The organism is Dactylosporangium sp. CA-152071 (genome assembly GCF_050936335.1).
GTDB lineage: Bacteria > Actinomycetota > Actinomycetes > Mycobacteriales > Micromonosporaceae > Dactylosporangium > Dactylosporangium maewongense.
Genome location: NZ_JBNJMZ010000001.1, coordinates 6,648,811 through 6,666,876 on the forward strand (window position 1 = coordinate 6,648,811; position 18,066 = coordinate 6,666,876).

At 67.8% G+C, this 18,066-nt stretch carries 18 protein-coding genes; 9 read left to right on the top strand and 9 right to left on the bottom strand.

Annotated features, from left to right (window positions below; translation table 11 throughout):
- Positions 1-73: 73 nt before the first annotated feature.
- On the bottom strand, positions 74-1,171 hold the full coding sequence (locus ACQEVZ_RS29930) for a serine/threonine-protein kinase (RefSeq protein ID WP_433372579.1): 1,098 nt from the start codon (positions 1,169-1,171) through the stop codon (positions 74-76).
- Between the two features lie 213 nt (positions 1,172-1,384).
- Complete coding sequence (locus tag ACQEVZ_RS29935; protein ID WP_433372582.1) at positions 1,385-1,726, bottom strand: hypothetical protein; 342 nt, start codon at positions 1,724-1,726, stop codon at positions 1,385-1,387.
- Between the two features lie 208 nt (positions 1,727-1,934).
- Between ACQEVZ_RS29935 and ACQEVZ_RS29940 the strand changes: the two genes are divergently transcribed.
- A complete protein-coding gene (locus ACQEVZ_RS29940) occupies positions 1,935-2,159 on the top strand; it encodes a hypothetical protein (RefSeq protein ID WP_433372584.1) in 225 nt (74 codons plus the stop codon).
- A 240-nt stretch (positions 2,160-2,399) separates the two neighbouring features.
- On the top strand, positions 2,400-2,942 hold the full coding sequence (locus tag ACQEVZ_RS29945; protein WP_433372586.1) for a hypothetical protein: 543 nt from the start codon (positions 2,400-2,402) through the stop codon (positions 2,940-2,942).
- A 978-nt stretch (positions 2,943-3,920) separates the two neighbouring features.
- Here the strand turns inward: ACQEVZ_RS29945 and ACQEVZ_RS29950 are convergent.
- Complete coding sequence (locus ACQEVZ_RS29950) at positions 3,921-5,372, bottom strand: NF041680 family putative transposase (protein ID WP_433359946.1); 1,452 nt, start codon at positions 5,370-5,372, stop codon at positions 3,921-3,923.
- A gap of 256 nt (positions 5,373-5,628) precedes the next feature.
- On the opposite strand from ACQEVZ_RS29950, the gene ACQEVZ_RS29955 reads away from it, so the two are divergent.
- The gene (locus ACQEVZ_RS29955) at positions 5,629-6,483 is read left to right on the top strand and encodes an IS5 family transposase (RefSeq protein ID WP_433372589.1); all 855 of its coding nucleotides are present in this window, start codon (positions 5,629-5,631) and stop codon (positions 6,481-6,483) included.
- 33 nt (positions 6,484-6,516) lie between these two features.
- On the opposite strand, the gene ACQEVZ_RS29960 is transcribed toward ACQEVZ_RS29955, so the two are convergent.
- The 3 genes from ACQEVZ_RS29960 to ACQEVZ_RS29970 all read right to left on the bottom strand — a co-directional run bounded on the left by ACQEVZ_RS29960 (position 6,517) and on the right by ACQEVZ_RS29970 (position 9,764).
- Complete coding sequence (locus ACQEVZ_RS29960) at positions 6,517-8,151, bottom strand: recombinase family protein (protein WP_433372592.1); 1,635 nt, start codon at positions 8,149-8,151, stop codon at positions 6,517-6,519.
- Between the two features lie 84 nt (positions 8,152-8,235).
- A complete protein-coding gene (locus tag ACQEVZ_RS29965) occupies positions 8,236-8,487 on the bottom strand; it encodes a hypothetical protein (protein WP_433372595.1) in 252 nt (83 codons plus the stop codon).
- A 407-nt stretch (positions 8,488-8,894) separates the two neighbouring features.
- Positions 8,895-9,764, bottom strand: coding sequence for a replication-relaxation family protein (locus ACQEVZ_RS29970; RefSeq protein ID WP_433372598.1), 870 nt, complete (start codon positions 9,762-9,764; stop codon positions 8,895-8,897).
- Positions 9,765-9,950: 186 nt separating this feature from the next.
- On the opposite strand from ACQEVZ_RS29970, the gene ACQEVZ_RS29975 reads away from it, so the two are divergent.
- Positions 9,951-10,289 (top strand): hypothetical protein, encoded by a 339-nt coding sequence (locus ACQEVZ_RS29975; RefSeq protein WP_433372601.1) that lies wholly within the window; start codon positions 9,951-9,953, stop codon positions 10,287-10,289.
- A gap of 177 nt (positions 10,290-10,466) precedes the next feature.
- Here ACQEVZ_RS29975 and ACQEVZ_RS29980 read toward each other — a convergent pair whose 3' ends face one another.
- Complete coding sequence (locus ACQEVZ_RS29980; RefSeq protein WP_433372604.1) at positions 10,467-11,282, bottom strand: MarR family transcriptional regulator; 816 nt, start codon at positions 11,280-11,282, stop codon at positions 10,467-10,469.
- A gap of 326 nt (positions 11,283-11,608) precedes the next feature.
- Here ACQEVZ_RS29980 and ACQEVZ_RS29985 point away from each other — a divergent pair, with 326 nt between their 5' ends.
- The gene (locus ACQEVZ_RS29985; RefSeq protein WP_433372607.1) at positions 11,609-12,037 is read left to right on the top strand and encodes a hypothetical protein; all 429 of its coding nucleotides are present in this window, start codon (positions 11,609-11,611) and stop codon (positions 12,035-12,037) included.
- Positions 12,038-12,053: 16 nt separating this feature from the next.
- Here the strand turns inward: ACQEVZ_RS29985 and ACQEVZ_RS29990 are convergent, their stop codons facing one another.
- Positions 12,054-12,620: a flavoprotein gene (locus tag ACQEVZ_RS29990; RefSeq protein WP_433372610.1), complete on the bottom strand. Its 567-nt coding sequence runs from the start codon at positions 12,618-12,620 to the stop codon at positions 12,054-12,056.
- Positions 12,617-14,089 (bottom strand): hypothetical protein, encoded by a 1,473-nt coding sequence (locus tag ACQEVZ_RS29995; protein ID WP_433372613.1) that lies wholly within the window; start codon positions 14,087-14,089, stop codon positions 12,617-12,619. The genes ACQEVZ_RS29990 and ACQEVZ_RS29995 overlap by 4 nt, the downstream gene beginning before the upstream one ends.
- Positions 14,090-14,460: 371 nt before the next feature.
- Here ACQEVZ_RS29995 and ACQEVZ_RS30000 point away from each other — a divergent pair, with 371 nt between their 5' ends.
- From ACQEVZ_RS30000 to ACQEVZ_RS30015, 4 genes are all read left to right on the top strand, one after another.
- The gene (locus ACQEVZ_RS30000) at positions 14,461-14,667 is read left to right on the top strand and encodes a hypothetical protein (protein WP_433372616.1); all 207 of its coding nucleotides are present in this window, start codon (positions 14,461-14,463) and stop codon (positions 14,665-14,667) included.
- A 170-nt stretch (positions 14,668-14,837) separates the two neighbouring features.
- Positions 14,838-16,256 carry an APC family permease gene (locus ACQEVZ_RS30005; RefSeq protein WP_433372619.1) on the top strand — a complete coding sequence of 473 codons (1,419 nt, stop codon included), beginning with the start codon at positions 14,838-14,840 and terminating at the stop codon, positions 16,254-16,256.
- Positions 16,253-17,257: an acetamidase/formamidase family protein gene (locus ACQEVZ_RS30010; RefSeq protein ID WP_433372622.1), complete on the top strand. Its 1,005-nt coding sequence runs from the start codon at positions 16,253-16,255 to the stop codon at positions 17,255-17,257. The genes ACQEVZ_RS30005 and ACQEVZ_RS30010 overlap by 4 nt, the downstream gene beginning before the upstream one ends.
- Before the next feature lie 6 nt (positions 17,258-17,263).
- A complete protein-coding gene (locus ACQEVZ_RS30015; RefSeq protein WP_433372625.1) occupies positions 17,264-18,013 on the top strand; it encodes a GOLPH3/VPS74 family protein in 750 nt (249 codons plus the stop codon).
- Positions 18,014-18,066: the final 53 nt, after the last annotated feature.

Here is an 18,066-nt window from a genome sequence, read left to right on the forward strand (position 1 = left end):
CGGTGACCTTGGCTTCGATACTCAACCCCGCTCCGATCATGTCCGTTTCGCTGCTACGGATCTCCGTAGGAAGCTACAGGGTCGTGTGCACCGCGTAGTCGAGCCGCAACTGCTGAGCGACCCGGGCCGATGCCGACTGGCGCCGCTGCGCCGGCACACCTGAGCTGGCAGGTTCCGGCTCGGCGGGTTCGGGGGCTTCGGGCGGGACGTCGAGCGGGCCGACCTCGAGCTCCTCACCTTCGAGCTCCTCCAGCGCGTTGAGCCGGGCCTCGATCGACGGAGTCAGCGCCGGCCCTGGCCCAGCGGTCCCCGTGGTCCTGGCGATCAGCAGCAACCGGGCTTCGACCGGCGTGATCGCCGCACCGGCCAGCAGCGCGGCGCACGCGACCGCCACGTCGACGGTTGCGGGCCGGGCGTCCGGATCGTCGGCGAACATCGACTCCAGCAGCGGCAGCAGCCGGGCCGGTACACCGCTCAGATCCGGCCTCACCAGCGGGTTCACCACCTGCGCGACGATCGCCGGAACCTGCGTCCCGTCGTACGGGTAATGCCCCGTCGCGGCATACAGCAGCACCGTGCCCAGTGCATACACATCCGCCGCCGCCGTCACCCGCGGATTCCCGCTCGCCTGCTCCGGCGGCATACACCGGACCGTCCCGATGATCGTCCCGCTACGCGACAGCGAGTCCTGCGACGCGTCGACGAACGCCGACAAGCCGAAGTCGATGATCATCGGCCCGTTCGCACCCAGCATGATGTTCTGCGGCTTCAGATCCCGGTGCAGCAGACCCGCGGCATGCACTGCTTCCAGGCCCTCGGCCACCAGCGCACCCAGGCTCACCGTCAGCGGCAACGGCAGGACGCCCTGCTCGTTCACGTACTGCAACAGCGTGCAGCCCTGCACGTACTCCATCGCCAGCCACGGTTGAGCGGCAAAAGGATCCGCTTCCAGGAACCGCGCGACCCGATTCGATCCGATCATCGTCGCGGCGATCTGTGCCTCCCGCTCGAACCGCGCCCTGGCCTGCGCGTCCAGCAGGTCACTACGGATGACCTTCACCGCTACTGGTGACCCGGCCGGCGAATATGCGAGGAAGACCTCACCCATCCCGCCCGAGCCCAGACTGCGCTCCACCGTGTATTTACCGATCCGAGCGGGAACGTCGCCCATCACTCAGTTCACGCCTTTCCGCCCAGTCCGTCCGCAACGCGTTCGCCCGTAGTCTGCCGCATCGCCTCAGGCCCTTACGAGCGTCCACACGGTACATACTCGATCTTTCCGAAGTTGTACCGCTGACAGGTGTCGTCATCTTCAGCCGTGCGTTGTCGGCGGCATTCGCCACGTCTGGGGTAGTTCAACAGGATGCGTGCCTGGGTCTTCCGATCAGGCGGTCGGTAGCGAGCGGAGGTAGCGGTCGACGTCGAACTGGTGGTCGGTGAGTCGTCGATGCGCTACGGCACGCTCGTCTTCTGTGAACAGTGGTGCATACTCGGGTCGCAGAACCCATGCCTCGACGCTCATGCCGAGCTTGTTGTGCTGATACAGCGTGAGAAAACCTTCCGACGTGCCCGGGCCGCGCAGCAGCCGCCGTGCCGCCTCGATGCCCCCGTGCTCGCTGACCATCTGCGCGAACCGTGGTGCCCGATAGCCGATCTGCTGACTCAACGTCCGAATGCCCTGCACCATGTCGGCGTGGAATCGGCGCACCAGCTCGGCGTTGTCCACTACACCCACCCCTCAACCGGCAGAACACTTTCTGGCGGGCTCCCGCACCCGATCGGCGCCGCATCGTATTCGACCGGCCCCGGTTCCCGGTACCGCCGTACGGTCCACCTGTATTCCCGCGTTTGTTGCAGCGTTTTCACCTGTCGTCGATGTCGATCCGGGTAGCTGCCCGTCTATCTTGGCGGAGGTGCCATGGCGACTACCGGCAGTGCTGCAGGCGCTCAACCACGACTCGGCCGTGGCGCTGCTACGGGCGCACTATCGCAGTGATGAGGCGCGCCCGCTCAGTGTCGCCTCGATGGTGGTGCTGCGCCAGCCATGGTCAGGCAACTCGTTCTCGGCCACCGACGCCGAGTGGGCCGCGATCCCGCAGCACGCCGCGGGGCGCGCTGCGGGATATACCGGATGTGTCGATGTCCCCGCTCGCTTCTGAAGGCCACGCGACGAGGCTGCTGCGCCAGCTGGTGGGTCGACCCCTGACCACGATTGCTGGACGGACCAATACGATCCTCGCCGTCGAACCGCCCAACGTGCTCGTCGCGACCGGCCGCTCCCCACAGGGCCGCCGGTCCCGATCGCCTGGGTCGACGAGGCTCTGGACCAGCTCACCACCACCGGACGGCTCGAGATCCACCCACGCAGCAGCAGCCACCGTTCCGCCTTCATTGGCGCCGTGTTGCAACAGCTGCCCGACACCCGCGTTGAGAACAGCAGCCCACCGGTCATCTACCTCGAGCCGCTCGCCGCTGCTGCAACCGCTGAAGGCGTCGGTCATGACGGCGTCTTCGCCGGCATTCTCGACTGGTACGCGATCGCCGCTGGCCGGGGCGAGCAGGTCGAGCTACGCCAGCAGCTGTTCGGCGGCCGAGACGAGGCGCCATGCGCGCTGTGCGGCGAGGTGTACCCCGTGGACTTACTGGTCGCCGCGCACATCAAGCAACGCTCCGCCTGCACCGACGACGAGCGCCGCAACTTGGGCAACGTGGTCATGGCCGCATGCCTGCTCGGTTGCGACGCCCTCTACGAGCTCGGCTACCTCACTGTCGATGCCACCGGCCACATTATGGCCGCGGACAGCCCACACCCCGGCGCGGTCGCCGGGCGCATCGGGCGTCTTGCCGGCCGCCGGGTCGGCGCACACGGTTCAGCGACAGCGCACTACTTTGCCTGGCACCGTGACCACAGGTTCAAGGGCGTCACGAACACCAACGGCTGAGATTCGCCGCCGAGATGGAGGAGAACATATGGTCGGCAGAGGCACGATCAACGACTGGTACGCCAATGCCGAAGGCCGCGGTTCGGACGCTCCCGGGTACGACTGGGCGAACGATGACCGACCAGATCGCACCCCGGATGCCTGGCTGGACCGCCTCACCCATACTGGCCGGTCACCATCGATGCCTGCCGGAGCCGCCGACGTACGAGGACGCCGCGGGCCAAACGCCAAGCGCGACCACCGACGGCCGCCCGAGACGACCGATGGTATGCCAGCCCCATTAGCCGCAGCAATACGTGAACTTCGGTCCACACGGCCTGGTATCAAGGACAAGACCCTCGCGAAGCGATTGCGCCAGCAAGGCTGGACCACAGTCACCGAGGTCGATCTTCGCCGCGCCCGTGCGAAGAGCGAGCAAGCCGCCGGCCCCAACCAGACACGCGCCCGCACCATCGTGCCTATCGCCAGCACACAGCGAGCGAACCAGCAGCAGCTGCACGCAACATCAAAAACCAGGCCAACCAACGGCCAAACGTCGCAACGTCTCCTGAACGTGATTCGAGCACTGCGCGCCACGACACCCGGACTGGGGGCCAAGAAGATCGCCCGGCGGCTCCGCGAGCGCGGATGGCCCGACGTGACGACGAACGACGTACTCGCCGCCCTCACGCCACCACGGACACCAACACCGCCACAGCCCCCACCGGACCTCACTTATCTCAAGACGAGCCGAACGCTCAACGTACCGCCAGCCCGCTCCGACGCCTGCCCGGCATGTGGCGTAGTGGTCTCAGCGCTCGGAATCTGCCGCTGCTCGTGAGCGCAGACGCCAGTCGCCCTGCCGCCGGCCCGTACCCGCTGGCCGTCGGGTAACGCCTCACCCCGCCCTCGCCGATGCTGGCTCCAACGGCGGGCAGTCACCTTGCGACATGATCGAGTGCTAGCTCATCGGCTACGAGAGTGCCCTTAGCTTGAGTTTTATCCCTTGAGTGCCTGATTGTTGACTTTTGGTGTGTCCACTGTGGACTTCTTCTTGCCGACTGGGTAGCGGGTTCGCGGAGGCCGGGTGCTACCCACGGGACGGCCGGGACCAGGATTGGTGGTTTTCGGCCTACCGGCCGGAGTGCCCAGATGCCGGCGCAGGTTACGGAAACCCCGGCGGACCCGTCCAGGGGTCATCGACCGCCCCGCAGGGATCGTCTTCTCCCAGGGACGGCGTAGATCAGTCGTGAGGGTCTTCGCCAGCCGCAGCTGGGCGTGCGCGGCCAGGATCAGCCATGTCCAGCGTTCACCCTGCTCAGGAGTACGAATCTGCGGGGCGGTCCAGCCCAGGGTGGACTTGAGCAGCCGGAAGGTGTGTTCCACATCGAACCGGCGGAGGTAGGTCTTCCACAGCAGGTCCAGGTCAAAGACGGTGCCCGGTGGTGCGGTGTGCCACAGCCACAGGTCTTGCGGCGCCCGGTTGCCGGGCAGACGCTCGACCTGGATGCGGATCACGGTGCCAGCCACGACCGGTAGCACCCCCTCGAAGTCGGTCCAGCCGGCCTGTCTGGACAGTTTCTGGTGCAGCCCGTGCCACGCGCTGACCATCACCTCGCCGTATCGCGGGTTCTGCCCACGCAGCCGCTGATCGGGCGCCGGAAGCGCTGTCGGCTTGGACAGTTCGAACCGGCTGCCGTGCTTCCTGGGCCGGCCCGGCCGACCGTCCTTGCGTCGCTTGGGTGCCGGTGCGTAGAACACCCGGTCGCTGCGCACCCGACCCAGGACCTGCACACCCAGACCGTCGAGTCCGGCGAGATAGGTGATGCGGGTCAGGTCGTATCCGGAGTCGAACGTGAACACCGGCGCGGGCCGCCGCGCGAGCGTCCCGGCCTCCTCCAGACGGGCCAGCACATTGGCGATCTGGGCGACCGTCACCACCGTCACGTCGTCGTCCGGGCCGATACGCACCACGTCCAGCAGCGCGGTCCACGACGACGCACCCCACTCCAACCCGGCGGCGAAGGAGAACGGCCAGCCCGGAATCGTCTTGCGGGATCCGTCGCAACGGCAGGAGGTGTAGCAGTGACACAGCCCCGCAGAGGTCACCGCGTCCGGCCGTGGCCACGCCGAGGTATCCACCGCGATCTTCACCGGACCGTCGTCGGCGGGCTGCCACGACGACGCGATCAGCCCAGCCAGCTGTTCAACGTCGAGATCACCACAGGCCAGCGCGTCATACAACGCCCCGTGTCCACGCCGGAACACCTTCTCCTGCGACAGTTCCACCAGGGAGTCCACCGGACCATCAGCGGTCAACACCGCATCCACGAGCTCGAACAACGCGTCCGCGCGTCTGCTGAAGCACGCATACAATCCGGCTCGGAACGCGACCAATGCCGCACGACACACCGAGGCATCTGTTGCCACCACAGCCTGCAAACCTGGCATAGTAGGCCCCACGGCCACCCCGCATCCTTCGAAGCTTCAGCACTCCGAATGATCACGGGTGGCCGTACCCATATCCTTGCGACACACCGAAACGGCCCGGACGATCTTCTGATCGCCCGGGCCGTTGGTTAAATCTCAAGCTTAGAGCGACTGGCGATAGGTGTCAGGATTCGGGCGGGTTGAGGCCCGGGATGCAGGACAGGCACGGGTCCATCGATCATCGGAGTTCTCTACGCTTCGTGACCGATGGAGTCCCGTGCCTGCGCTGCCATCTTCGTTGTTCGAGCCTGTCTGGGTCCAGTTCGCCGCGCTGTGGCCTGAGCAACCCGAGTTCGACCCGTCGCATCCTCTGGGCTGCCACCGCCGCCGGATCCCGGACCGGGTGGTGTTCGAGCACGTCATCGCTGCGTTGGTGCACGGGTTCGGCTATGAACGTGTCGCGTCGGATGCCTGCTCGGACCGGACGATCCGCCGGCGTCTGCGGTTGTGGGCCGATGCCGGTCTCGGTGAACAGGTCCACGAGCTTGCCCTGGACGCCTACGACCGGATGATCGGGCTGGACCTGACCGATGTCAGCGCCGACGGCGCCATCACGAAAGCGCCGTGCGGCGGGGACCGGGCTGGCCGGTCCCCGGTCGACCGCGGCAAAGGCGGTATGAAACGCTCGACCGGCGTGGACGGCTACGGCATCCCACTCGGGATGACCGGCGCCGGCGCCAACCGGCACGACTCGCCGTTGCTGCGTGACCCCTTCGAAGCGTGCAGCACCCAACTGCGCCACCGCTGGCCTGAACAGGTCACCGCACACCTGGATCGCGGCTACGACAACAACCGCTGCCGTGACCTGCTCGACGAACTCGGCTTCGACGCGCAGATCGCCCGCAAGGGCGTACCCGCCCCGATCCAGATCGGCAAACGCTGGGTCGTCGAGCGCACGAACTCATGGATGAACGACTTCGGCAAGATCCGCCGCTGCACCGACCGCGACGCCACGACCGTCGACTTCTACCTGTACCTGGCCGCCGCGATCGTCACCATCCGTCAACTCATCCAACGAGCCCGCACGCTCTACCGCTGGGACACCCGACCAACCACCCGCCGACTCAAATGACACCTATCGCCGGTCGCTCTTAATCCCGTAGGTTCAGGGTTCGAGTCCCTGGCGGCCCACCGACCGCACCATTGTGCGAACCGGTGATCCATCTTCGTTGGTGCCCCCGTCCGGGTCGGGCGGGGGCATTGGCGTGTCTTGGGTGGGGATCTTGAACACGGGGACGGCTCCCTGGTCGGTGAGTTGGACTTCGGCGATGAGGGCTTCGATGGCTGCTTTGCGGGCGGCGGTGGTTCCGGTGGCCATGACCTGCTGCAGGTAGATGCGGACGCGGGCGATGGTGTCGGGCTCGGGTGCGGCTGGCTGGGCGGCGAGTTCGGCCTCAAGGGCGCTGCGCCGGACTTGTTGCTGAGCGAGTTGGTCGCGGAGGTTGCGGATGCGGGGTCCGGCGGTGGTGTCGTCCATGGTTCCGGCCTCGAAGGCGGCGTGGTAGCGGTTAATAGCGGTTTCGGTGGCGGTGATGTGGGCGTCGAGAGCGGCGAGTTCGGCTTGGCGGTCGTCGGCGGTGTCCTCGTGCTGCGCCTGCGCATTTTCGATCATGGCGATGAGGACGGTGTCGGCGTTGGTGTAGAAGTCGTGGAGGGCCTGCAGGACGAGTTGGTCGATGTCGTCGGCGGGGATGCGCGGGGCGGTGCAGGTGGCGGCTTTGCCGTAGCGGGTGCGGGTGTAGCAGGTGTAGTAGCGGTAGCGCCGAGTCCGGCCGTTGGCGGAGGTGCCGATGTAGCGGTGTCCGCATTGGGGGCAGGTGAGCAGGCCGGTGAGGTAGTAGTCGGAGTCGCTCATGGCTCGCTGGGTCTGGCTGTCGCCGCGGGCGGCGGCGATCTGTTGGGCGATGGCGTAGGCGGTGCGGTCGATGAGTGGTTCGTGGGCGTCGGGGACGTACACGTCGCCGTAGGCGATGTCGCCCGTGTAGGCGGGGTTGTCGAGGATGCGGTTGATGGTGTAACCGGCCCAGGGGCTGCCGGTGCGGCTGCGGATGCCGCGGCTGTTGAGGACGTCGGCGATGGCTCGGGTGCCGAGGCGGGTCTCGGTGTAGAGGCGGAAGATCTCGCGGAGGGTGGGTGCCTCGTCGGGGTTGAGGACGAGTTTGTGGGTGCCGGGTTGCACGAGGTAGCCGTAGGGTCGGGTGCCGCCGGCCCATTTGCCTTTGTTCGCTTTCGCGGTCATGCCACTTTTCACCCTGTCGATGATGATGTTGCGTTCGAATTCGGCGAAGACGGCAAGGAGTTGCAGCATCATGCGGCCGAATGGTCCGCCGGTATCGACGGGTTCGGTCGCGGAGGAGAATCGGACGCCGGATTGTTCGAGTTGGTTGATGAGGTCGAGGAGGTTGGCGACGCTGCGACTGAATCGGTCGAGCCGGTACACGAGTAGCACGTCGAAGAGTCCGGCTTTCGCGGCCTGCAGGACCTTCTGTAGGCCGGGTCGTTCGGTGGTTGCACCGGAGGCGTCGTCTTCGTATTCGGCGACGATGATCCAGTCGTCTTTGGCACCGACATATTTTTCGAGTGCGGCGCGTTGGGCGTCGAGGGAGAACGGTTGGTGTTCGTCGTCGGTGGAGCGGCGGATGTAGACGCAGACGCGGCAGGGACCGGTCCGTTCCGGTGGAGTGCTGGCGGTGGCGCGTCGGCCGCGGCGTTTGGGTGGGCTGGTGGGATGGCCTGTCATCAGCCTGGTCCTCCGTGGTCGGGGCCGGTGGCGGCCTTGTGCGGGTCTGGTGTGGGCCGCCACCGGGCAGCGTTGGTTGTGTGGTCAGGTGAACAGTTCTGGGTGTGCGCGCCGGAATTGGTTGAGCAGGACGCCGAGGGCCTTTCCGGCTTTGTCGAGTTCTTCGTCGGTCATGGGTATGGCGTCGACGCGGGCGATGCGCATTGGTATCGGCGCAGTTTTCGGGCGGCGGGTACGGGTGGAATGTTTTGCACCACCGTGGTTGGTGGTGGTACCGGGATGCGGATCGTCAGGATAGCTCCGGACGGCGTTTTCGTGGTGGGGCGTTTTCGCCACGTTCCTCCGAAAAGCTTGCGTGCTGGCTGAGGTCGGAGTCCTGGATGCATCTGGTGTCCTTTCTCGCGCGGGCTGCGCGATGATGTCGAATGCGGGCAGACATTGCGATCAGTGGAAGTCCGGAGGCCACTCTGTGTCGAGCGGCGCGGAAGATACCTCCGTTGGTCGGTGCCGGGAAGGGATCGGTGCTCTCACGGCACTGTCAGCCGCTCACAGGGCGGGCTGACAGCCGCTGACAGTGCGCTGGCCTTGCTGCCGGGGCGGGTCGCGAGGTACTTTCCGCGCCCGCCCGTCGGTCGTTGCCGCGGTGACGCCCCCCGGGGGTCCTGGCCTGCTGCACGGGGCCGCCGGCGGGTGTTCGGGGCCGTGTGGCTGCCACACGGCGGTTGTCGGGCGATCGGCGGTGGTCACGCTGGCGGCCCTGTGCTGAGGGCTGGGGCGAGGTCGGCGAGACGGCGTGGGGTGCCGGGGCGGCGGTGCAGCCACCACACCGGCCCGGCCGGGTGGCCGCCACCGGCGTCGCGGTGCACCGCGGTGGCGACCGGGTAGCGGATGCCGGCGCCGGACAGGTGCTGGTGCAGGTGCCGCTCGCGGGTCTGGGACGGTAGCCAGAACAGCACCGGCCAGACCCTGCCGGTGACCCGGGCCAGGTCTACGTAGCCGTCGAGCTTGCTGACCAGCCGGGACAACGGCCGTTCGGTGCCGGTGTCGTACTCAAGGAAGAACGTCACCCGGCGCTCGTCCTCGACCCAGACGCCGAGCGCGTCCGGGCGTGAGGTCGCGGTGTGGGTGCGCACGTGGATGTCGTCACCGGGCTCGGCGAACGCGCCCATGCTCTGGCAGCGCGCCGCCGGCCACCACTGCGCGAGTGCCGCGTCGGGGTGGGCGCGGGCGTGGGCGGCGAGGTCGGTGAAGAACCCGTTCACGCCGAGCAGGTGAGGCAGGTTCGCCCGGCGGGTCAACTGCAGGCGCCGGGTGCGGGCGTGGTTACGTCGGGGCGGGTCGTCGCCGCGCTGCGCGGCGACGACCTCGGCACCGAGCTGGTCCAGGACGTAGTGGTAGGGGTAGGAACCGCCGTCGGGCTTCTGCGGCCGGAACCGGTCCAGCACCCGCAGCCGGAAGAGACGGCGCAGCCGCTCCTGGGCGTAGTCCAGGGACGGGTACAGCGCGTCGGCGATCTGGAACGAGGTCAACACGCCGTGGTCGGCGAGCCAGCCGAGCAGTACGTGGTCCCGGTCGGTCAGCTGGGACTGGACCCGCAGGACCGGATCGGTCACCGGCCCTCACCGTCCATGGCCGGTCCTACCCGTGGGGAGGCCCGACCAGTTGGGTCAGTCGCAGCACGACCGTCGGCGCTGAGAGCGGGCGCTTGCTGGGCTGTGAGCCGGTGACCGGGGTCCGTCCGGGCGTCCATCTGAAGACGGAGACTGTCGCGGACAGCAAGCCGGACGACGAGATGGAGGGTGAACGGTTTCGCCTGGGATGAGTGGAAGGCAGAGGTTGACACATCGGCTCCTGACTATCAGGACGGAAGGTGTCGAGCAGGGGGCGGCAGCCGCGACGGCAGCGTCGGTGCATACTGCGACGGGATCCGCTCAGCGAGCAGCAGTTGCTGCGGTGCCGGTGTGTCGGCGCGGGCGATGACGCCTTGCCGAGGCAAGCGTCTTGCACTGTGGCATGTGCCGAGCCTCGTGGTGGTGGCGTCGGCAACGCCGACCCGGCTGCGGAAGTCACTGTATGTGATCGTTGCGCTGGCGGTCGTCGTCTGCGGTGGTCATCTGCAGATCGCTGGCGCCTCGTGAACGGCCCCGACAACTCCCTATCCGGAAGGAAAGCGCATTCCTCTCGATCACTGTTCAGAGTATCAACCGAAGATCCGATGACAAATATTGTCAATACGCCCAAATGAAGTTCATCGAAGGCGATCGGAACGACGATGCTGAAGAACGGCGAGCCGGCCGTCCTGCAGTTGATCACCGTTACGCAGCGTCGCCACTTTCAGGGCCGGAGCGGGTGGTGTACGACGATGAAAGCTCGATCAGTCTGCGCCGGTCGCCATCGCCGTATCGCCAGATGGCACCCGAGGCGCCCTGCTCCGTAAGCAACTGTTGCTGCTGCACCGTTGCAACAGCCACGCCGAGCGGGCGGGTGGTGAGGTCGTCGACGATCGCCTGCTCGCGTTCGGCGTCAGCCGCGATGACCAGCACCGCCTCCACCGGCGGAAGGCGGCTGGCTTCCCGGTACGCGTGCAGCACCTTCGTCGCCGCCAGCACCGGCTCCAGCGAATTGGCGCTCGGCGGATCGTCGCAATGCACCAGGAACCGCAATGTCAGCCCATCCTCGATCCACACACCCAGACCGTCCGGGCGAAGTCCCGCGATGTGGTGCTGCCGCAGCCACACGGCCGTGTCGAGCGTGTTCAACCACCGGTACAGGCGGCGCCGCGACGGATCCGCCCCAGCTTCGTAGACCAGCAGCATGAACAGCAGCCAGGCGGCGCTGTTGTGACGACGCCCGAAGTGCAACGGCACCGCATGCCCACCGTCCCGCAGCTGTTCGGAAACGTGGGCGATCCCCGCATCGGCGATCCGATAGAACCACGTGTGCGTCCGATCTTGATCACTCCGGGATCGCCGAACGAGACCAGACCCTTGAAGCAACGTCAGGTCACGATGAGCCGTCAACCGGCGGACGCCGACGACCTGCGCCAACTCCTCCGTGGTAGCCGAACCCTGCAGCCCCAAGAACATCAAGAGGCGCCAGTGGCGCTGCGCCGTCCGCTGAGATGGCGACATAGGCACCATGCTATTTCCCGGTCATCATGCCGCGGGCAGGCGCGGCTGAGCTCGTGCTCGCTCCCGGCGCCTCGCCAGTACCGCCGAGGAGAGCGATGGCTGGTAGCCGCTGAGGCCATCCCCGGCCGATGGACGAAGCGAAGCGGGCGGAGCACTTCCGCCGGGAGTCGTCATGCGCTTGGCCGACGCCAGGCACCGCGACGACTTGACCAATATTGAAAGTCAAGCGTCGATCGCTGTGCGCCCCTGCCTCCTGGCCCGCTGCGCCGTACAGCGGCGGCCGGTGGTGGTGGCGGACCATCCGTCAGCGACGCGGGAGACGATGCATGTTCACCACGCCCAACCACCGCCAGCGCCCTTCCGCCGACGTGCCGGTCCCGGCTGACGTCGTCGACATCATGCTGTGGCGGCTCGCATTCGACGTGGCGGTCGAACACCAGCGCGGCCCCGAAGGCGACTGCACCAATCTGCGCTGCGCCGGCGAACGAGGCCCGTGTACTGCCGCAGTTCAGGCGCAGCGGGCGCTGCATCTCGCACGCCGCCCATCGACGCCCGCGCCGCGCGCAACGTCGGCTCCCGGCCCGGTGTCGGACAGCCATCAACCAGCAGCCAGCGTCGGCCGTGCCGCTGTCCAGCGTCCCAACACCGGACGGTTCACCGGCTGGTTCACCAGCGCAGCCAACACGATCAACCAGTACCGTCCGCACCTCAACCTGCCACGCCGGATACCGGGCGCCACCCTCGCGGCGGCCTGAAGCGACAGTTGCCGGTCTACGGGACAGGACCGGACGAGGCGGACAGGGCCGCGGTCCACGCCGTATGCCATGGGAATTCGGCGAGTTGCTGCTCGCCGGTTCCGGGTGGGTGGGGCAGCCACTGTCCCGGCCCGAGCAGTACCCGCACGCCTTCTACGCGGAGGGACTCCACCGCCAGCATGAAGGGCCGCCGTGCGGCAAGGGCCGAGTTGACGAACGGCAGAATCACGACCGGCGTGCCTCGGCCGATCGCTTCGGCCACGACGTTGAGCGCGTAGGTGTCGTTGATCCCGAACGCGAGTTTGTTGATCGTGTTGTAGGTGGCCGGCGCGACGATCAGCGCGTCGGCCTGGCTCGACCGGGGGCCGCTCGCGCCAGCAGGGCGGTAGTCGCTGCGTATCTCCGATCCACATTGGACGGCCAGCGCTTCGACGTCGAGGAACCCGACGGCGGCCGGTGTCGCGATCACTCGAACTGACCAGCCGGCCGTTTGGGCCAAGTTGATCAGGACGCCCACCTGCGACGCAGGACCGGCGCCGCAGACCACGACGCACAGCGTCTGCCCGTTGCCCGGACGGATCACGCCATCGCCCCGACCGATCGGGCGTAATCATGGACTCGACGTTGCAGCGGAACGGGGCACCGCCGACCCAGATCGTTGATCAGCTGGTGGACTGACCGGCGGGTGCGCACTTCCTCCGGGGCGTGCTGTTCGGCCATGCGGACGGCATCCAATGCACGTTCGTATTTGCCCCACTGGGTCAACGCTCTCGCGGTGTCCAACATCAGCATCGCCCGACGTTCCGGCACCGCCATCGTGCTGAGATCGACCGTGCCGGCGAGGTCCACGGCAGTTCCGGCGTCACCCAACTCGACCGCGACCGCGACCCGGTGCGCGAGGACATTGGTGGGGCCGAAGGCCGTCCAGCAGGCGTTCTCGTCCCGGCCAATGTGTTGGGCGGCGGCTGTCGCCTCGTCGAGCAGTGCGCCGGCTTGCTCACGGTTCTCGGCGCGGGCGGCAGCGATCGCACCACGCAGCAGCAGCGCACCGTACACGGAGAAGTCCTGCGCCGATCGCATGGCGACATCGATCGTCAGCCGATCGGCCGCGGCCGTGGCGACCTCCGCCGCCCGGTCCGGGTAGCCTCCGGCCAGCAGGCCATGCGCCACAGCGCGGGAACTGCTCGCGACGATCAATGGCTGACCGCTGGCGCGCGCGGCCACGATGCTGCGTTCGGCAGCCACCGCCGCCAACAGCGGATCATCGGACTTCAGCAGCAGCCCACTGGCCACCTGGTACGCCTCTGCGGTCAGTACGGCTATCCGGTCGTCATCGGGCGTGACGCCGGCCGCCGCCGCCAGCGCGGACAACACGGAGGGCAGATCCCGCAGCGCCCGCTCGTAGCGGCTGTGCTGGTACGCCGAGCGGACCTTTGTTACCAGCTTCGACAATTGATCGAGATCGGAGTCTCCGAGCGGCGCAGCGGTCCCGAACGGTGACGTGACGACGGCAATGAGGCTGGCGAGGATGGTGCGCCGGCGCATGTCGTCGTTCTCCTCCGCAGTCCAACGGCCGTTTGGTGGTACCGCTTCACCGTAGAGGCGGGCCGGTTCAGCGGCCAAGCGCGTCGCGTATACCGACGGTCCGGGCGCGGAGACCGCGCCCTGGGGTGTGAACCACAGGAGGGTCTCGGGGATTTGGAGCAGTCGTGCCCAGAAGGTGAGCCGGTCGAGCTGCTGATCTGCGGACCGGCGTTCCAGGCGGCTGATCTGAGCTTGGGTGAGATGGGCCCAGCCCGCCATGATCGTCTGGACGATCGGGGTGCCGTGGTACGGGTGATGCCGGTAGGCGGCGATGAGCCGCCCCATGTGCCGGGCGCGGACGGCCTCAACGATCGCCGGGTGCTCCCAGAATGACGCCGGCACCTCCTTGGGCGGTTCCTGACGGTCAACGACGACGACCGCCGCACACGCGCTGCAATTCGGGCCGGGATTATCGCGGGCCAGTCGGCTCCGGCAACGGACGCACCGGTGGATGTCCGGCAACGGCATGCCATTGACCTCCATCTGTGCGGATTGGCGGGTGCGCCAACGAAGCCTAATCCCGATATACGCGCTGTGTATATGCACCATACGCATAGGTGACGCCCAGTGTGGCGGCCACGATGACTGTGCAACGGAGATCGAGGCGCAGGCCATTCGGACTGCCGGCCACGAAGGAGGGTTCCAATGCCGACGACTCGTCGCTCCGCACCGGACTTGACGCCTGGCGCTACCTCCTACGCAACGACTATGGAGCCGCTCAACGAAGCTGGTGTCGGCCTCGAACACCGATGTGCAGGCGCCGGCCTCAGCTCGCCCCCCTGGTGTGCGACAGATGCGGCCGGCCCTTGCAGCTGTCGTGGGGGCCGAGCGGTGAGCGGTTGTACGTGTTCCTGTGCGGCTGCCGCCGCAATGGCATCGACGCCGGTGTCGTTGAGCGGCTCGTGCGGGACCGCGTGGAGGGCGAGTCGGTACATCTGGTGGACGGCGTCGCGGATCAGGAACTCGGCCAGGTGTTCCGGAACCTGTTCGTCGAGGTCCGTGTCGCGGATACGCCAGATGACCTGGTGTTCGTCTGGCGGGTCTAGAGCCCCTGCCCGCCGTCGCTGCGCTGGCTGAGGCGGCGGGCAGACCTGGAACCCCAGCACAGCATGCAAGGAAAGTCAGCATCCGCGCGTCAGGCGGTGACGCGCGTGATGCGCCATGCCGCCGGCCCTACGGCTGGCGGAGCCGTTGACCCGATGGGGAGGACATCAGCATGCGCACAGGACAGCGCCTACCGGTGGAGCACAGTGATCCAGAGCCGATCGTCGGGGCAGGCCATCGGCCAGAGCTGCGGCGGACGCTCGGGCTGCGTGACCTGGTGTTCTACGGCCTCGTGTTCATGGTGCCGATCGCGCCGATGGGCATTTTCGGGTCGGTATACAACGGCTCTGGTGGCATGGTTGCCCTCGCGTACCTGATCGGGATGGTGGCGATGGTGTTCACTGCCGCGTCCTATGCCCAGATGGTGAAGGCGTTCCCCCTCGCGGGGTCGGTCTACAACTATGCTGGGAGGGGCATCGGCGCGCCGGTCGGGTTCCTCGCCGGGTGGGCGATCCTGCTGGACTATCTGCTGGTGCCGAGCCTGCTGTACCTGATCGCGGCGGTCGCGATGCACGCCACCGTCCCGGCGGTGCCGGTGTGGGCGTGGCTGCTCGGCTTCGTCGGGTTCAACACTGCCGTCAACCTGCTCGGTATCCGGATGACCGCCCTGATCACCAGGATCATGCTGATCGGTGAACTCATCGTCCTGGCGGTCTTCCTCGCCATCGGTGTGAACGCGCTGCTGGAGGGCCGCGGTCGCGGGTTCTCGTGGGACCCGCTGTTCAGCAGCAGCACGTTCACGTGGCCGCTGGTCTTCGGCGCCGTGTCGATCGCGGTCCTCAGCTTCCTGGGCTTCGACGGCATCTCGATGCTCGCCGAGGAGAACAAGGGCGGCCCGAGCCAGATCGGCCGAGCGATGGCCGCCGCGCTCGCCCTCGCCGGCGTGCTGTTCATCGTGCAGACATGGGTCGCGGCACTCCTCGTACCTGACCCGGCAGGTCTCCTGGACAACGGCGACCCGGACGGTGTCGCGTTCTACGACGCCGCCCGGCAGGCCGGTGGGGCGTGGCTGGCGACGTTGTGCGCGGTCGCGACCGCCATCGCCTGGGGTGTCGCCAACTCGCTCGTCGCGCAGGTCGCCACGTCACGGTTGTTGTTCGCGATGGCCAGGGACCGGCAGCTCCCCGCGTTCCTCCGCAAGATCTCGGTCCGGCACGGTGTCCCGGCGAACGCGATCACCCTCACCGGTGTGCTGTCCGTGGCGATCGGCCTGTACATGGCGTGGCGCGCCGACGGCATCGCTCTGCTCTCTTCGCTGATCAACTTCGGCGCGCTGTCGGCGTTCCTCGTGCTGCACGTCGCCGTGGTGTGGCATTACCTGATCCGGAAACGGTCCCGGAACCTGTGGTCGCACCTGTTCGTCCCGGCGGCTGGGTTCGTGATCCTCGGCTACGTCGTCATCAATGCCGACGTCGCTGCGCAGCGGCTCGGGTTCGTCTGGATCGGTGTCGGCGCCGTCGTCCTGATCGGCCTCTATGCTGCCGGTCGCCGTCCGACACTGTCCGGTCTCAACGGGGACGGCCGGCCATGACCGAGCCGATCAGCGTTGTGGACTACGCACAGGACGAGCCGACCCTGTACACCTTCGGTGGCGCGGAACCGGTGACGATGCTGCGCCCCGGGCAGGTCCTGCGGACCGTGACGGAGGACTGTTTCAGCGGTGCCGTGCTGACTGTGGATGACCTTCCGTCGAAGGTGTGCGAGCAGTTCAACCCGGTCGTCGGCCCGTTCTACGTGCAGGGCGCGGAGCCCGGCGACACCCTCGCCGTGCACCTGATCGCGTTGGACCCGGCGCGGGACTGGGGGATGTCCGCGACGTTCCCGCACTTCGGCGCCCTGACCGCGACGCACACCACGGCGATGCTGCACCCGCCCCTCGAGGAGCGGGTCTGGCAGTACGACATCGACCGGCACGCCGGGGTGGTCCGCTACCACGCCCGCCGCTCGGATTTCACGGTGAAGTTGCCGCTCGATCCGATGCTCGGCACTGTCGGGGTCGCGCCGGTGGGCGGGGAGACTCGCTTGTCGATCGTCCCGGACGCGCACGGCGGAAACCTCGACGTCCCGGAGCTGCGGGCCGGTACCACCCTGTACCTCGGCGTCAACGTGCCCGGCGCGCTGTTGGCGTTCGGGGATGGGCACGCCCGCCAGGGCCAGGGCGAGGTGTGCGGCGTCGGGGTTGAATGCGCGATGCGAGTCACCCTGGCAGTCGAGGTCATCAAGGGCCGCGCTACGCCGTGGCCGAGGATCGAGACCGACCACCAGCTGATGTCAATCGGCGCGGCCCGGCCGCTCGAGGACGCCTACCGCATCAGCCAGCACGACCTCGTCACGTGGGTCGTGGAACTGACCGGCCTGGAACTCCTGGACGCGTACCAGCTCGTCTCGCAGGCCGGGCGGGCGGCGCCGGGCAACGTGTGCGACCCGAACTACACGATGCACGCCGCGATCGACACCGCCGTCCTGCGGGGCGCGACCGGGTACGGCGGCGTGCACCAGCGGTTGCGTGCTCTCGCCGGGGCGATGTGGTGACCCGACATGACGAGCTATCCGATCGGTGAGGCACCACCGCCGAACCTGCGGCAGCCGCTGCGGGTGGAGCTGTTCTTCCTCACCCATTCCGAGGCCGGTGAGCCCCTCGCCCACGTCGGCACCCTCGCCGTGGCCCTGGCCGGAGCGGTCATCATCGACCAGCTCCTGCGACCCTTATGGCGGCCCGGCTACGACCAGCAGTCCCAGCAGCTCCAGCCGCTGGAGCGGCTCCGCGTGGTCGGCCCACAGATCATCGTCATCAACCCGGACGTGTCCGGCGACCCCGTCTCGGACTGGGCGATCACCGCGCTCGGCGGCGGCCGGGTCAGGTCGATGTCCGACCGGCAACGGTCACTGACGGTGCGGGACGCGATCCGCGCCCTCGCCGTGCACGCCTACGAACGCACCACCGCCGGACTGTACGCCGGAGACCTCGCCCGCGAGGTCATCAAGCGTGGTCTGGGCCGTGGACGACGCCTGTACCCACCGACCGACCCGGCGAACATCGCCCGGGTCCGCGGCCGGTTGGGCAGCGTCCTGACCGGCAACACCCCACCCGACCCACAGACCGACGCGCTCGGCGGCCTGATCCATGCCCTGAACCTCACGGAGCCGCTGTACCTCGACCGGCCCGACCTGCGGGACCTGCTCCGACACATGTGCGCTCGGGTCGAGGAGTTCCACCCGGTGGTCCACCAGATCCTGACCGCCACCGAGGACCTGATCGCCGAAACGGCGGTACCGGTGTACGGATGACCGGCACCTCAGCAGGCGGTGTGTGCACGTCCCGGGCCGGTCTGCGGCCGGCC

Excerpts from the sequence above, each read along its gene's own strand:
- ACQEVZ_RS29995 (WP_433372613.1), bottom strand. The coding sequence starts at position 14,089 with ATGCCGTTGCCGGACATCCACCGGTGCGTCCGTTGCCGGAGCCGACTG.
- ACQEVZ_RS29930 (WP_433372579.1), bottom strand. The coding sequence starts at position 1,171 with ATGGGCGACGTTCCCGCTCGGATCGGTAAATACACGGTGGAGCGCAGT.
- ACQEVZ_RS29985 (WP_433372607.1), top strand. The coding sequence starts at position 11,609 with ATGTTCACCACGCCCAACCACCGCCAGCGCCCTTCCGCCGACGTGCCG.
- ACQEVZ_RS29950 (WP_433359946.1), bottom strand. The coding sequence starts at position 5,372 with ATGCCAGGTTTGCAGGCTGTGGTGGCAACAGATGCCTCGGTGTGTCGT.
- ACQEVZ_RS30015 (WP_433372625.1), top strand. The coding sequence starts at position 17,264 with ATGACGAGCTATCCGATCGGTGAGGCACCACCGCCGAACCTGCGGCAG.
- ACQEVZ_RS30005 (WP_433372619.1), top strand. The coding sequence starts at position 14,838 with ATGCGCACAGGACAGCGCCTACCGGTGGAGCACAGTGATCCAGAGCCG.
- ACQEVZ_RS29980 (WP_433372604.1), bottom strand. The coding sequence starts at position 11,282 with ATGTCGCCATCTCAGCGGACGGCGCAGCGCCACTGGCGCCTCTTGATG.
- ACQEVZ_RS30010 (WP_433372622.1), top strand. The coding sequence starts at position 16,253 with ATGACCGAGCCGATCAGCGTTGTGGACTACGCACAGGACGAGCCGACC.
- ACQEVZ_RS29960 (WP_433372592.1), bottom strand. The coding sequence starts at position 8,151 with ATGACAGGCCATCCCACCAGCCCACCCAAACGCCGCGGCCGACGCGCC.